Genomic DNA, 14,710 nt, shown 5'->3' with positions numbered 1-14,710 from the left:
AGAGCTCCTAAAATTCCGACTTCCGCCAGAATGACAAACTCTCTGAAATGTCATCTTGTCAGATTTTTTTACGCCAATTTTAACATAAACTGACAATTTAATAGACCATTTTGTATTGGCACAAAGATTGACTTATCGACTTCGAGTCATTAAAACAAGTATACAATAAAATTAAATATATTAAAAATGGGTAAAATAATCGGAATTGATTTAGGTACGACCAACTCTTGTGTTTCTGTAATGGAAGGTAATGAAGCAGTTGTTATTCCTAATGCAGAAGGAAAAAGAACAACACCATCTATCATCGCTTTTGTTGAAGGTGGAGAAATTAAAGTAGGAGATCCTGCTAAAAGACAAGCGGTAACTAATCCAACTAAGACTATTGCTTCTATCAAACGTTTTATGGGTCACTCTTTTTCAGAAATTACAGCTGAAGCAAAAAGAGTTTCTTACAAAGTAGTAAAAGGGGACAACAATACACCACGTGTGGATATTGATGGTCGTTTATACACTGCTCAAGAATTGTCAGCTATGACACTTCAAAAAATGAAAAAAACAGCTGAGGACTATTTAGGTCAAACTGTTACTGAAGCAGTTATTACTGTTCCAGCTTACTTTAATGATGCGCAACGTCAAGCTACGAAAGAAGCGGGTGAAATTGCAGGTCTTAAAGTAATGCGTATTATCAACGAACCAACTGCAGCTGCACTTGCTTATGGTTTAGATAAAAAAGGTAAAGATCAAAAAATTGCTGTTTACGATTTAGGTGGAGGTACATTTGATATTTCTGTTCTTGAATTAGGAGACGGAGTTTTTGAAGTATTGTCTACAAACGGAGATACTCACTTAGGTGGAGATGATTTTGACCACGAAATTATTGACTGGTTAGCTGACGAATTTAAAGCTGAAGAAGGTATTGACTTACGTCTTGATCCAATGTCATTGCAACGTTTGAAAGAAGCTGCTGAGAAAGCAAAAATTGAATTGTCTTCTTCTGCTGAAACTGAAATCAACTTGCCATACGTAACTGCTACGGCTTCAGGACCAAAACACTTAGTTAAAAAATTAACTAGAGCTCAATTTGAAAAATTAACTGATTCATTAGTAAAACGTTCTATGGCACCAGTTGCTAAAGCGTTGAAAGATGCAGGTTTAACTGTTTCTGATATTGACGAAGTTATCTTGGTTGGAGGTTCTACTCGTATGCCAAGAATTGCTGAAGAAGTTGAAAAATTCTTTGGTAAAAAAGCGTCTAAAGGAGTTAACCCTGATGAGGTTGTTGCAATTGGAGCAGCTATTCAAGGTGGAGTTCTTTCTGGAGATGTAAAAGATGTATTGTTACTTGACGTTACACCTTTATCTTTAGGTATCGAAACTATGGGTGGTGTTTTGACTAAATTAATTGAGTCTAACACAACTATTCCAACTAAAAAATCTCAAGTTTTCTCTACTGCTGCAGATTCTCAACCAACAGTTGAAATCCACGTTTTACAAGGAGACAGAGCTATGGCAGTTGACAACAAAACTATCGGTCGTTTCCATTTAGATGGTATTCCACCAGCTCCAAGAGGTGTTCCACAAATTGAAGTAACTTTTGATATTGATGCTAATGGTATCATCAAAGTTTCTGCAACTGACAAAGGAACTGGAAAATCTCACGATATTCGTATCGAAGCTTCTTCTGGATTAACAGCTGAAGAAATCGAAAGAATGAAAAAAGATGCAGAAGCTAATGCTGATTCTGACAAACTTTTAAGAGAAAGAGCAGAAAAATTGAACGAAGCTGACGGAATGATCTTCCAAACTGAAACTCAATTGAAAGAATTAGGTTCTAAATTATCTGATGAAAACAAAGTTGCTGTAGAATATGCATTAACTGAATTGAGAATGGCTCACCAATCTCAAGACATTCCTGCAATTCAAACTGCTCTTGACAACATCAACGCTGCTTGGAAAAAAGCAACTGAAGCGATGTATGCTCAAGGAGAACAAGGTCAAGGTGAAGCACAACCACAAGGTGATGCTGCTCAAGGAGACAATGTTGAAGACGTTGAATTCGAAGAAGTAAAATAATAATTCCCCGTAGAGATGCACTGCGGTACATCTCTACTATTGATTTAAAAAACCGTTCCCCTTTGGTGAACGGTTTTTTTTATGCGTTTCTATTTTTAGTTTGTTTTGTGCCGAACATATTAGTAATCACTACCGCATGGGGGAATGTTATGGCGGCCAAAAAGGAGAAAAACAAAGCATTAAAAAGTTGTTCCTCTTTACATATATAATAGATCAGTGTAATTCCTACTATAGATATCAACCAATAAATCCAGGCGGTCTTGCAGTAAGCAATAAAATATTTTATTGAAAAGGAACCATTTAAAAATTTAATCTGGTCAATTATAGACGGAATACTGTGCCAAATCACAAAGTAAATAGCAAATCCCCATATCAAACTAGAAGACTTAAAAATAATGGTAAATAGGATTAAATTAAAGCATTCTAAAAGGAGTTTACTTCTAATTTTTTCCGTTTTCCAATACGCATACCCACATAAACTTAGAAATAAGACACCCGCAATTTGAAGACCTGTTATAAAATAGGGCAGAGGTACCGTTAGCTTTGCAATTTTAAAAATGATATTCTGAACTTGAATTGTGTGAAAAACAAATAATAAAAGCAAAACTACAATTCCATACAAAAACTGAAAAAGAATAAGCAACCCTTGCGGAAAAGTACTTTTTAGATTTTGCCATTGCTGCTCCCCAAAATGATAGGCACTCACCATAATAAATAGGAGTAATGCTATTTGTGGAATCCAATAGAATAAAAGTACTCCCGTTAAAACAATCACGATGTAATACGTTAAGATAGTAAGCCAAGAACGAGGGCTTTTTACTACATTTATATTTTTAATAAGCAGTACATCATTAGCTCCATGCAGAATTCCGAAGGTGAAAATTAAGAAAAATCCAGAAATTACTTGAAACGTGGTAGAAAGAAAGGAATCCATCCACAATCCGAAAAAGCTTGCTACAATTGCGATATTGGAATAATTTTTCATAAAATTTAATTAATGTTTAAAAATAAGCAAAAATAATTAAACAAAAATTATTTTTATTGTTTAACTTTTATTAACTTTGATTAAACAAAACCATTTAAAACTATATTTTATGACAAATTTTATGTTTATTTCAGGATTAGTCGGTAAATTATCACCAACCGATTACGTAGGGTTTACTTTTTTTGTAGGCTGTATGGCTATGATGGCTGCATCAGCATTTTTCTTTTTATCATTGAGCCAATTTGATAAAAAGTGGCGTACTTCAGTCTTAGTATCCGGTTTAATTACGTTTATTGCTGCAGTACATTATTTCTACATGAGAGATTATTGGGCTTCATTTGGTGAATCTCCAACATTCTTCCGTTACGTTGACTGGGTACTAACGGTGCCGTTGATGTGCTTAGAGTTTTACTTAATTTTGAAAGTAGCTGGAGCAAAACAATCATTGTTATGGAAAATGATTGTTTATTCAGTAATTATGTTAGTTACTGGTTATTTTGGAGAAGTTGTATTTACAGATAGTGCGGCGCTATGGGGAGCAATCTCTGGAGCTGCTTATTTCTTGATCGTTTATGAAATCTGGTTAGGAGAGGCTTCTAAATTAGCTGCTGCTGCTGGCGGAGAAGTACAAAAAGCACACAAAATCTTGTGTTGGTTCGTACTTGTAGGATGGGCAATTTACCCATTAGGATACATGATGGGAACAACAGGGTGGTACAACGGATTGATTCCAGCAGGAAACATCGATGTAGCTTATAACATTGCTGATGCCATTAACAAAATTGGATTTGGTTTAGTAATTTACAGTTTAGCAGTGAAATCGTCTAAAGATTAATTCCATTTTTTATTTTTTTAATATTTGATTTTAAAACCGAACTAGCAATAGTTCGGTTTTTTTATGGGTTAAAGCTTTGATTCCGTTTTTCTATTCATGGCGATTTACAGTGGGTTGATGAAATATTTAGTAAAAAGGGGTTTATAGGTTTGCAGCATTAAAATAGTTTACTTGTTATTCTGCACCATTACTCAAACATCAGTATGATTAATGCAAAAAAGCACAATGATTGAGACACTTCTAGCGTGATAAATAGCAAGAATAATGGAATGCCTGTATTAGTAGTTTCGAAAGCTGACAGTGTTAACGCACCAAACTAATCTTACTGACTAATGAACCTATAAATCCGCGAATCTGCGGTGGGTATTAAAAGTGGAGTTTAGTTTCATTCAAAAAAAAAGGGAAAATGTACTAACACATTTTCCCTTTTTCAATTTAGTTTGGTATTTTATTTAGGATCTAAAGCTTCTCCAATTCTAGAAATTAAATCTTGTAAGTGGTATCTACTCATTCGATCAGTCATTCTAGCTGAGGCTAACTTCATCTCATTTTTTAAAGTATTCAATTGGCCTCTTGCAACAGAAGGTAAATCAGTTTGTGCTAAGTTTACTCTTCTTGTTGTGAAACCGTAAGTAACTCCTACAGGAACCGCTCTAACTGTTGCAGTACCTGGTTTAAGTAATTCGATCATTTTGTCAACATATAGTTTTTGGATGTTTCTACGGAACACATCAATTGAAGCACTTCCTTTCAATTCAGAAAAGATACCATTTTTAAGATCGCTTACCAATTCATCAACAGTATAGTTTCCTTTATTCATAGATGAAGTTTCAATAAGGCGAACCATTCTGTCTCCAGCTAACAAACTTGATAAGGTAGCGTCTTGCATTCCTTTGATGGCTTCAACACCACTATCTGGGTTTATTTTTGACAATACATTTTGATCCAATAACCATTTTGGTGTGTTAAATAATTGCGTGTTCAAGAATAATACAGCATCTTTTTGGATAGCTCTTGGAACTACTTCAAATTGATTTCCTGTCATGTCATACGTTTTTGGAGAATCATAGATTCCACCTACGTTTTTAGTAACATGGCCCATATATCTTCTGAATTGTCCTGTAAGTGCACCGTAAAGTTCATCTAGTTCAGCATAGCTTTCCCCGTTTTCTTTAGTCCACTCTAATAAATTAGGCAAAATTCTTTTTAGGTTTTTGATTCCGTACTCAGAAGCTCTCATCGCATTATCTCCAATATCCTCTGTTTGGTATCTTGGGTCATAAGGACTGCTTTCTGTACCAAACCATAAACGGTTATTTTTGTATGCTTCTTTAGTCATTTCATTCAACTTCGCTTTTTCCTCAGTTTCAGTTTTAGCTCCGTCAAAATAAGAATAGCCCCATTTAATAGCCCATTTGTCATAATCCCCAATTCTTGGGAATAAGGCAGTAACACCATCTTCTGGTTGTGCCACATAATTAAAACGTGCATAATCCATGATAGAAGAAGTATGTCCGTTTTTATCTTGGTACGCTTTATCTCTCAGTTTTTCAACCGGAGTGGCAGAACTTGCTCCCATGTTGTGACGTAATCCTAAAGTGTGTCCTACTTCATGTGAAGAAACGAAACGGATTAATTCCCCCATTAATTTATCATCAAACTTTTTTGTTCTTGCTGCAGGATCTACAGCCGCAGTTTGAATCAAATACCAGTTTCTTAAAAGACTCATGATATTATGATACCAACCAATGTGGCTTTCCAAAATTTCACCACTTCTAGGATCATGAACATTAGGTCCGTATGCGTTTTGAATTTCAGCAGCAAAATATCTCAATACTGAAAAACGGGCATCTTCCAAACTCATTGTTGGATCATTTTCTGGCCAATATTCGCCACGAATTGCATTTTTCCATCCTGCAGCTTCAAATGCTACTTGCCAATCATCAATACCTTGTTTAATGAATTTTTTCCATTTGTCAGGTGTAGCTGGATCAATGTAGTATACAATTGGTTTTAGTGGCTCAATTAATTCCCCTTTTTTTTGCTTTGCAGCATCTTCGGCAGATTTTGGCTCTAAGCGCCATCTTACAGCAAAAGTTTTAGTGTCTGATTTTTGAGATTCTTCTTCAAAAACTCCGTATTCGTTTGCAAAATATCCTACACGTGCATCAAATTCTCTTTTGCGCATTGGTGTTTTTGGCAATAAAATCATCGAAGTATTCATCTCAACCGTTACTACTCCTGCATCTAAAGCAGAAGGTAAATTAACTCCAATTTGTGGTGTTGGAGTAATTGAAATACGCGGTGGAGTAGTTGTAAATGTTTTTACAGTTCTAATCTCAGTATTTATTGGATAACTGCTTATTTTTGAGATGAATGATTTATCCTTTTGAAAAGCTACAATGTTTAACAATTGTTTTTTAATTGGATCTAATGAAAAAGTCTGAATATCACCATCGAAAGTACTCGTTAAATCTATTACATATCCAGCATTATTTTTACCGGTTGAATCTTTTTTGAATGCCAAGATATCATAGTTTCCAATAATTGGATCTGAAGTTGAATTCTTAACAGCTTGAGCCATTGGTTTGTCGCCGTCTGGAGACATAATAACGTAGGTAACAGATCTAAGGAGGATGTTGTTGTTTAGTCCTTTTTCCCAACGAACAACTTGTCTGTTGATTTCTTCTCCTCCAAAAATTCCTCCTCCAGCAGGAGTTTTAGAGTAACGGGTAATAGTCATTATTTCACTTCCTAAAAGAGAGTCAGGAATTTCAAAAAGATATTTGTCATTAATTTTATGAATGTCAATTAATCCTTTTTGTGTTATTGCGGTGGAGTCAATAACTTTTTTGTACGGTTTTGGTTCTTTCTTCCCGTCTTTGGATTCGGGTGCTCTAGCTTCGACTTTGGCTGGAGCATTTTTGTCTGCTCTTTTCTTTTTTTTACTTTGTGCAAATGTGCCTTGCGCAAAACAAAATAACAAACATGTAATAATTAGGGTTAGTTTTTTTTTTACCATTTAGTTAATTTATTAATAAAGTTTATAATTGGATATGGTTAATAAGTCGTATTTTATTTTATTTTGTTACGACTTAACATCAAATTTATTGATATATTTTTTATTAAAAGGCCATTTTGAGGTGCGATTTTAAATAATTAACAATATTTAACAATCGTTGAATAATAGCTTTTTTTACCACATAATATGATTTTTCTCATAAAAGGAATTGTTATTTGAACTTATCTTTGTTTTTTAAAACATTAAATTGAACTCCTTTTTTTTCGTTTATAAGAATTTCAAAAGTAATAGAAAACGATTTTTTTGTAAAAGTTTTTTGTAATATTACTACATAAATCAGTTGGGATGAGAAAAATTAAATACAAGAAAGGAAAGAAAATGCAACCCTATTCTTTAGAATATACTGGTCTTCATAAAAGTAAGGAATCAGAGTTACAATTGTTTGTTTATGATGATTTGAATCTTACCGAATATGAGGATTTTAGCGTTTCGTATTTAGATAAATATATTGAGGCACAAAAAACAAATTGGATTAATATTCACGGTTTAAACAATGTTGACTGGTTAAAATCGATTGGCAACTATTTTGAAATTGATAATTTTATGTTGGCCGATATTTTGAATACCACTCGAAGAACAAAACTCGAAGAATCTCATGATTTTCTATTTTTCAATATAAAATCACTCTTGCCGGCAGAACATTCAGATAGTATAAGTGTAGAACAAATTAGTTTTTTGTTAAAAGATGGGATTCTAATTTCTTTTCAGGAAAAGCGAAGTGATTTTTTTTCGCACATTCGAGAACGCATTCGAACACACTCAGGACTTGTAAGAACCAAAAAAGCGGATTATTTGTTATACATCCTGCTAGATGCAATTATGGAGAATTTTTTCATCACTTTAGAAAATGAAGAAGATAAAGTAGAGGAATTGATTAATCTTACTAAGGAAAGTGTTGACCCAATAATTTTAGAAAGAATTGAGAAACATAGGGATAATTTAAATTTTTTAAAACGGTCTATTATTCCGCTTCGGGATTCGTTGTATGATATAAAAAGCATCAAAGACGATACCATATTTAATGCAATGGAAACGGATACTTTCAGCTTTTTTGCCCGATTGCATCAAAAGAGTTTAGAGCTTTTAGAACAAATTGAATCGGATATGGGATCTTTGGAAAGTGCATCTAATTTCTTTTTTTCGGCACAAACGCATAAAATGAACGAGATTATGAAAACGCTGACCATTGTGTCTGCAATATTTATTCCACTTACTTTTATTGTGGGAGTTTACGGAATGAATTTTGAATATATGCCAGAACTCAAAAGACATTATGGGTATCATACCGTTATGGGCGCGATGTTCTTAATAGTAGTTGGGATGATAATTTATTTTAAAAAACGCCGTTGGTTTTAGGAATTATATAAAGGAATGCATCCAAGTTAATTTGGAAATACATTAATAAATAAAAGAGATGAACAAGGCCATATACATTGCTACAAGCGAACAAAATAGTGGGAAGTCGATTATCACATTGGGACTGATGAGTATGCTGATTGGCAAAATGGCCAAAGTAGGTTATTTTAGACCTATTGTGGAGGATTTTGAAGAGGGAGGATTTGACAATCATATCGAAACTGTGGTAGGGCATTTTGGAATGGATATCGAGTTTGAAGATGCGTATGCCATTACCAAAAGTAAATTAATCAAAAAGAAAAATAAGGGAAAAATAGGAGAGGTTCTGGATCTAATTATCGAAAAATATAAGAAATTAGAAGAGCGTTTCGACTTTGTATTGGTTGAAGGAACTAGTTTTACAGGAGAAGGAACAGTCATAGAATTAGATATGAATGTGCTGATTGCTAAAAATCTTGGTATTCCTACTATAATTGTTGGAGCTGGAGTGGGTAAAACATTAGAGGAATTAATAGATAGCCTTTATTTGGCCTACGATTCATTTAAAGTAAAAGATGTTGAAGTCTTAGCTGTTATCGCCAATAAAGTACAACCTGAAAACATTGAATTAGTAACTAATGGGCTAAAGAAAAGTTTGCCCAAAAGCATATTAGTTAATTCCATTCCTTTAATTCATAACTTAAATAATCCTACCGTACAAGAGATTGTAAATGAACTCGATGCCAAAGTACTTTTTGGCGAAGCACACCTAAACAATCAAACTGGAAATTTTAGCGTTGGTGCCATGCAGTTGCGGAATTATTTGTTACATCTCAAAGAAAATAGTCTTGTAATCACTCCTGGCGATAGAGCTGATATTATTTTGGGAGCACTGCAAGCCAATGAATCTGCAAATTATCCTACCATTTCTGGTATTGTTTTGACAGGGAATATTTTGCCTGAAATTAGTATTTTGAAATTGATCGAGGGACTTTCTACTATTGTTCCAATTATCGCAGTAGAAGAAGGAACGTATTACATCACTAATAAAATAGGTTCTATTAAATCTAAAATTTATGCAAATAACAAGCAGAAGATTGAAATTTCGATTACTACTTTCGAAAAATATGTAGACCTAGACAACCTTGCCGAAAAGCTAATCACTTTTGAACCTGAAGGAATGACTCCTAAAATGTTTCAGTACAATCTTGTCAAGAGAGCCAGACAACATCGTAAGCATATTGTATTACCTGAAGGGAACGATGATCGAATTTTGATGGCAGCCGCTCGATTATTTGAAATGGATGTGGTTGATATTTCGATTATTGGGAATAAAAAACAAATTGAAAGCAAAGTATTGGAATTAGGATTGCCTTTTGATTTTTCTAAAATTAAAATTATAAATCCGATTGAATCCGAGTATTATGATGACTATGTAAATACGTATTATGAGTTGCGAAAAGCAAAAAATGTAACCATAGGAATGGCTAAGGATTTGATGGAGGATGTTTCGTATTTTGGTACCATGATGGTGTACAAAGGTCATGCAGACGGAATGGTTTCTGGAGCGGCACATACGACGCAACATACCATTTTACCAGCGTTGCAATTCATTAAAACAAAACCAAATTCCTCTGTAGTTTCTTCTATATTTTTCATGTGTTTAGAAGATAGAGTTTCTGTTTTTGGAGATTGTGCCATTAATCCAAATCCTACTGCGGAACAATTGGCAGAAATAGCGATTTCCTCGGCTGATTCGAGTTTGGCTTTTGGTATTGAACCAAAAATTGCCATGCTTTCCTATTCATCTGGCTCTTCAGGAAAAGGTGATGAAGTCGATAAAGTAAGAACCGCAACGGAAATAGTAAGAAAAAAACGTCCTGATTTAAAAATCGAAGGTCCTATTCAATACGATGCTGCGGTAGATATGACTGTAGGAAAAAGTAAAATGCCCAATTCCGAAGTGGCGGGACAAGCCAGTGTTTTAATTTTTCCGGATTTAAATACGGGAAATAACACCTACAAAGCAGTGCAAAGAGAAACGGGCGCGTTAGCAATTGGTCCGATGCTTCAAGGTTTGAACAAACCAGTAAACGATTTAAGCCGTGGTTGTACCGTTGATGATATTATAAATACTGTGGTTATCACAGCGATTCAAGCACAAGGATTGTAACATTTAATTTGAACATTGAAATAGTTAATGATTTAAAAATTAATATTTTAACACTTCAATTTTTTAATCTTTTAATGAAATATTAATGAAAATAGTAATTATAAACTCTGGTAGTTCGTCTATAAAATACCAATTAATTAATATGCCGGCAAACGAAGTGATTTGTTCGGGGATGATTGATCGAATAGGACTGGAAACTTCGAATCTAACGTATGTAACTAATACGACTAAATTAGAAGAAATGGTACCTATTGCTAACCATAAAATCGGTTTAGAAAAAATTGCCCAACTCTTAATGGATGAAAAAGTAGGAGTGATAAAAAGCACGGATGAAATAGAAGCCGTTGGGCATCGTGTGGTGCATGGTGGAAGCACTTTTTCTAATACGGTAGTTATTACAACTGAAGTAAAAGACAAAATCAGACAACTTTTTGAATTAGCACCTTTGCATAATCCTGCCAATTTAGAAGGGATAAATGTGGCTGAAGACATTTTTAGTTCAGCACAACAAGTGGCCGTTTTTGATACGGCTTTCCATCAAACGATTCCTGTTGTGGCACACAAATACGCGTTACCCAATTATCTCTTGACGGAAAATAAAATACGCGTATATGGTTTTCACGGAACGAGTCATAAATATGTTTCGGAAAAAGCGATTGGGTATTTAAAACAAAATGCGAATAATGAGGGCTCTAAAATTATCACGATACATTTAGGAAATGGTTGTAGTATGACCGCTATAAAAGACGGGAATAGTATCGATCATACCTTGGGTTTTGGTCCAATGAATGGCTTGATTATGGGAACCCGAAGCGGAGATGTGGATCAATCTGTGATTTTTTACTTGGTCAACACCTTAGGTTATTCACTCGAAGCCGTGAATACGATGCTGCAAAAACAAAGCGGAATGCTAGGGCTTACGGGCTACAGTGATTTAAGAGATATTGAGGCTCATGCCGAAGACGGAAATGAAGTTTGTCAATTGGCTTTGGCTATGAATGCCTACCGAATCAAAAAATATATTGGTTCTTATGCAGCAGTCTTGAATGGTTTGGATGCGATTATTTTTACGGCGGGAATCGGAGAAAATTCGTCTTACATACGGAAATTAGTGTGTACTGATATGGAGTATTTCGGAATCGATTTGGATGCATCCAAAAATGAAATTCGTTCTAAAAACATTCGCGAAATCAATACACCTGATTCTAAGACTAAAATTTTAGTAATTCCTACTAATGAAGAAATTGAAATTGCCAATCAAGTGTTTGAATTATTAACGAATTAAGGAAAGCGTTAATTCCCAAAAAGCTTCTGTAAACAGAGGCTTTTTTTATGCTTTTTATTTAAGAAATCTGTTTATATTTGGCTATAAAATACCATATTTTGAAAGCAAGAATTACAACTATAATCCTATTCTATTTTATTTCATTCTCACTTTATGCACAGGAGGTCCTTCCTTTTGTCGAGAATTACAGTAAGTCAAATTATCAAGGAGACAATCAGATATGGAGTGTGGCACAAGGAAATGATAACGCCATGTACTTTGCCAATAATTATTATTTACTGCGGTATGATGGCGTAAAATGGGAAAAATACAGTTTGCCAAACAAAACCATCATTAGATCTGTGCTGGTTGATGGCGACCGCATTTATTCAGGTTCTTATAAAGAATTTGGCTATTGGTTCCGAAAAAAAGGAAAGATGTTTTATGTTTCTATTTCCAATTCCAATAAAACCAAAGTTTTTGATGACAGTGATAATGAAGAAATTTGGAAGATATTTAAATTTAATGGTAAAATATATTTTCAATCTTTTAATGGGCTTTTCAGCTATGACGGAAAAGGAATTAAAGAAAGTAAGTTTGATTTTTTGGTTTCCTATTGCTTTCCGGTTGATAATGAATTATTCGTTGCTTCAGTAGAAAAAGGAATTTATAAAATGAAGAATGCCAAGTTTGAAAAGATGGAAGGCTGGTCTGTTTTAGAGAATAATGTCATTCATGCTATTGAAAAATACCAAAATAAAACCTATTTTTTTACAAAGAAAAATGGGATTTATGTAGCAGAAAATGGCGTTTTAAAGGCTTGGCAAAGTCCATTAAATGCCATTTTGAAAGCCGCAAATATCAACGTTGCCAAGTTCATCAAAAATAGGAAACTAATCATAGGAACAGCTAACAAAGGAGTTTATATTTTCGATTTGAATTCTGGTTCCTATAAAAACATCAATCGAAATAACGTATTGATGAACAATTCTATTTTGAGTATTGGCCTAGACAAAGAAAATGATTTGTGGTTGGGCTTAGATAATGGTATTGCTCATATAGAGGTTAATTCTCCAATTTCTATTTTTTATGATAATTCGGGTGTTTTGGGCTCTGTTTATTCGGTAGCAAGCACACCAACAGGCTATTTAATGGCTTCGAATCATGGTGTTTTTAAATACGAAGACAAATTACTTTCGTTAATCCCCAATACCCAAGGACAGGCTTGGAATATTAGTAAAATAAATAACAAATATCTTATTGGTCATAATGAAGGCACTTTTGTGTACGAGAATGGATTGTTCTATAAATTAAGCGCTATAAATGGAGGTTGGAATTTAGTGAAAAGCAGTATTAATAATTCCTATTTACAAGCCACTTATAGCGGTGTAGTCATTTATAATAATACCAATGATTTGAATCAGAAGATTGTCATAAATGGCATATTGAAGCCTATTAAATATGTTGCTCAAAATAGAAAAAATGAAATATGGGCCGCTGATAACAATAGAGGTTTGTATCGGATTCTTTATAATGATGCTTACGAAACAACTGATATCAAGAATGTCACCCAACACAGTAAGATAAGTAATGATTTTGGGGTAAAAATATTTGAATTCAGGAACGAAATCCTTTTCTTGATTAATAAATCGTGGTATACCTATAATTCAATCACCAATCAATTAGAAAAGAATGAATTGTTTAATGCTAATTTTAAAAATGTATCAAATATCGTTTCTATTGATGAAAATCATTTTTTGATCCTTCAAGAAGGACTTTTGTATCATATTTATGCCCAAGGCAATACGTTTGTTCGCAATATCATTCAAGAGAAATATTACAAAGGAAAAATTATTAATGACAATGTAAAAGTTTTTAAAAATAAAGATAATTATCTGCTAAATCTGGATGATGGTTTTATTTCATTGCAATTAAAATACGCGAGCAAGAAAGCCTCAACTATTAGTATAGAAGCTTTTGTTAATGATGAATTGGTTCAAAATAAGGCAAAGATTCCTTATAATTCTGAGCTTCGCATACATGTAATATCAGGTGTTTTTGGAGCTACAAGACCTAATTTGTTTTATAAAATAAATGGAACTAAAGAATTTATTCCCGTAAATGAGGGTTTGATTGTATTGAATAATTTAAATAGTGGCTCGAATGAAATTACAGTTTATCTTCATGACGGATTAGATTACGATTCCATTTCCAGCTTTCAATTTCTAGTCGCTAAACCATGGTATTTTTCGCTATGGATGATTGTATTGTACCTCATAGTTATAGGAGGAATACTCTATCTGTATTATAAATGGAATAAAATGCGCTACATACAAAAGTTGGAGTTGCGTGATGAAGAATTGAAACATCAAAAGAAAATCCTGGAGATGGAATTAAAAGCCGAAAACGAATTGAATATTCAAGAATATGAAAAACATATTTTGGAACTAGAATTACAATCTAAGTCATCAGAAGTTGCCGGTAAATCACTTTCAATTGCAAAACAAAGTGAGATGATTGAAAATATTCAAAGTATTCTGGATTCAGATATGGATTTTAATAAATTAAAAAGTGAAATCAAAAAAGCCATAAAAATCAATGCTGTAAACAAACATGAATGGGAAACGTTTGAAACAAATTTGAACCAAATTCACAATGAATTTATCATCAATCTATCCAAGAAATATCCAAATCTCACTTCAAAGGATATTAAGCTTTGTATTTACTTAAAAATGAATCTTTCATCTAAAGAAATTGCTCCACTGATGAATATTTCTTTTAGAGGCGTAGAACTTCACCGCTATCGTTTAAGAAAGAAATTAAACCTTGTTCAAGATGAAAATCTTTCTAAATTTTTATTAACCATATAAATACCGAATATTTTTTATATATAATATATTATTTCAGTGTATTTATTACAGAATTGCAACACATCATTACTACATCATGTAGATGTAGTGTAG

At 33.5% G+C, this 14,710-nt stretch carries 8 protein-coding genes; 6 read left to right on the top strand and 2 right to left on the bottom strand.

Annotation, left to right across the window (positions count from 1 at the left end):
- Window positions 1-186: 186 nt before the first annotated feature.
- Window positions 187-2,073 carry a molecular chaperone DnaK gene (gene dnaK / locus V5J73_RS09380; protein ID WP_338645297.1) on the top strand — a complete coding sequence of 629 codons (1,887 nt, stop codon included), beginning with the start codon at window positions 187-189 and terminating at the stop codon, window positions 2,071-2,073.
- A gap of 79 nt (window positions 2,074-2,152) precedes the next feature.
- Here dnaK and V5J73_RS09375 read toward each other — a convergent pair whose 3' ends face one another.
- A complete protein-coding gene (locus V5J73_RS09375; RefSeq protein WP_338645295.1) occupies window positions 2,153-3,058 on the bottom strand; it encodes a Brp/Blh family beta-carotene 15,15'-dioxygenase in 906 nt (301 codons plus the stop codon).
- Window positions 3,059-3,167: 109 nt separating this feature from the next.
- On the opposite strand from V5J73_RS09375, the gene V5J73_RS09370 reads away from it, so the two are divergent.
- Complete coding sequence (locus V5J73_RS09370) at window positions 3,168-3,893, top strand: bacteriorhodopsin-like (RefSeq protein WP_338645293.1); 726 nt, start codon at window positions 3,168-3,170, stop codon at window positions 3,891-3,893.
- A 448-nt stretch (window positions 3,894-4,341) separates the two neighbouring features.
- On the opposite strand, the gene V5J73_RS09365 is transcribed toward V5J73_RS09370, so the two are convergent.
- Window positions 4,342-6,915, bottom strand: coding sequence for a zinc-dependent metalloprotease (locus tag V5J73_RS09365; RefSeq protein WP_338645291.1), 2,574 nt, complete (start codon window positions 6,913-6,915; stop codon window positions 4,342-4,344).
- 345 nt (window positions 6,916-7,260) lie between these two features.
- Between V5J73_RS09365 and corA the strand changes: the two genes are divergently transcribed.
- From corA to V5J73_RS09345, 4 genes are all read left to right on the top strand, one after another.
- Window positions 7,261-8,331, top strand: a complete 1,071-nt coding sequence (gene corA, locus V5J73_RS09360; protein ID WP_338645288.1) for a magnesium/cobalt transporter CorA — start codon at window positions 7,261-7,263, stop codon at window positions 8,329-8,331.
- Between the two features lie 58 nt (window positions 8,332-8,389).
- Complete coding sequence (gene pta / locus V5J73_RS09355; RefSeq protein ID WP_338645285.1) at window positions 8,390-10,483, top strand: phosphate acetyltransferase; 2,094 nt, start codon at window positions 8,390-8,392, stop codon at window positions 10,481-10,483.
- 85 nt (window positions 10,484-10,568) lie between these two features.
- Window positions 10,569-11,768, top strand: a complete 1,200-nt coding sequence (locus V5J73_RS09350) for an acetate/propionate family kinase (RefSeq protein WP_338645284.1) — start codon at window positions 10,569-10,571, stop codon at window positions 11,766-11,768.
- 98 nt (window positions 11,769-11,866) lie between these two features.
- Window positions 11,867-14,617 (top strand): helix-turn-helix and ligand-binding sensor domain-containing protein, encoded by a 2,751-nt coding sequence (locus V5J73_RS09345; RefSeq protein WP_338645282.1) that lies wholly within the window; start codon window positions 11,867-11,869, stop codon window positions 14,615-14,617.
- Window positions 14,618-14,710 lie beyond the last annotated feature (93 nt).

It is taken from the genome of Flavobacterium sp. KS-LB2 (genome assembly GCF_036895565.1).
Taxonomy (GTDB): Bacteria; Bacteroidota; Bacteroidia; order Flavobacteriales; family Flavobacteriaceae; genus Flavobacterium.
Note: the sequence above shows the minus strand (reverse complement) of the source record. Positions and strands in the feature narration are given on the sequence as shown.

Coding starts and splice junctions, on each gene's coding strand:
- corA (WP_338645288.1), top strand. CDS start 7,261: ATGAGAAAAATTAAATACAAGAAAGGAAAGAAAATGCAACCCTATTCT.
- V5J73_RS09370 (WP_338645293.1), top strand. CDS start 3,168: ATGACAAATTTTATGTTTATTTCAGGATTAGTCGGTAAATTATCACCA.
- V5J73_RS09365 (WP_338645291.1), bottom strand. CDS start 6,915: ATGGTAAAAAAAAAACTAACCCTAATTATTACATGTTTGTTATTTTGT.
- dnaK (WP_338645297.1), top strand. CDS start 187: ATGGGTAAAATAATCGGAATTGATTTAGGTACGACCAACTCTTGTGTT.
- V5J73_RS09375 (WP_338645295.1), bottom strand. CDS start 3,058: ATGAAAAATTATTCCAATATCGCAATTGTAGCAAGCTTTTTCGGATTG.
- V5J73_RS09350 (WP_338645284.1), top strand. CDS start 10,569: ATGAAAATAGTAATTATAAACTCTGGTAGTTCGTCTATAAAATACCAA.
- pta (WP_338645285.1), top strand. CDS start 8,390: ATGAACAAGGCCATATACATTGCTACAAGCGAACAAAATAGTGGGAAG.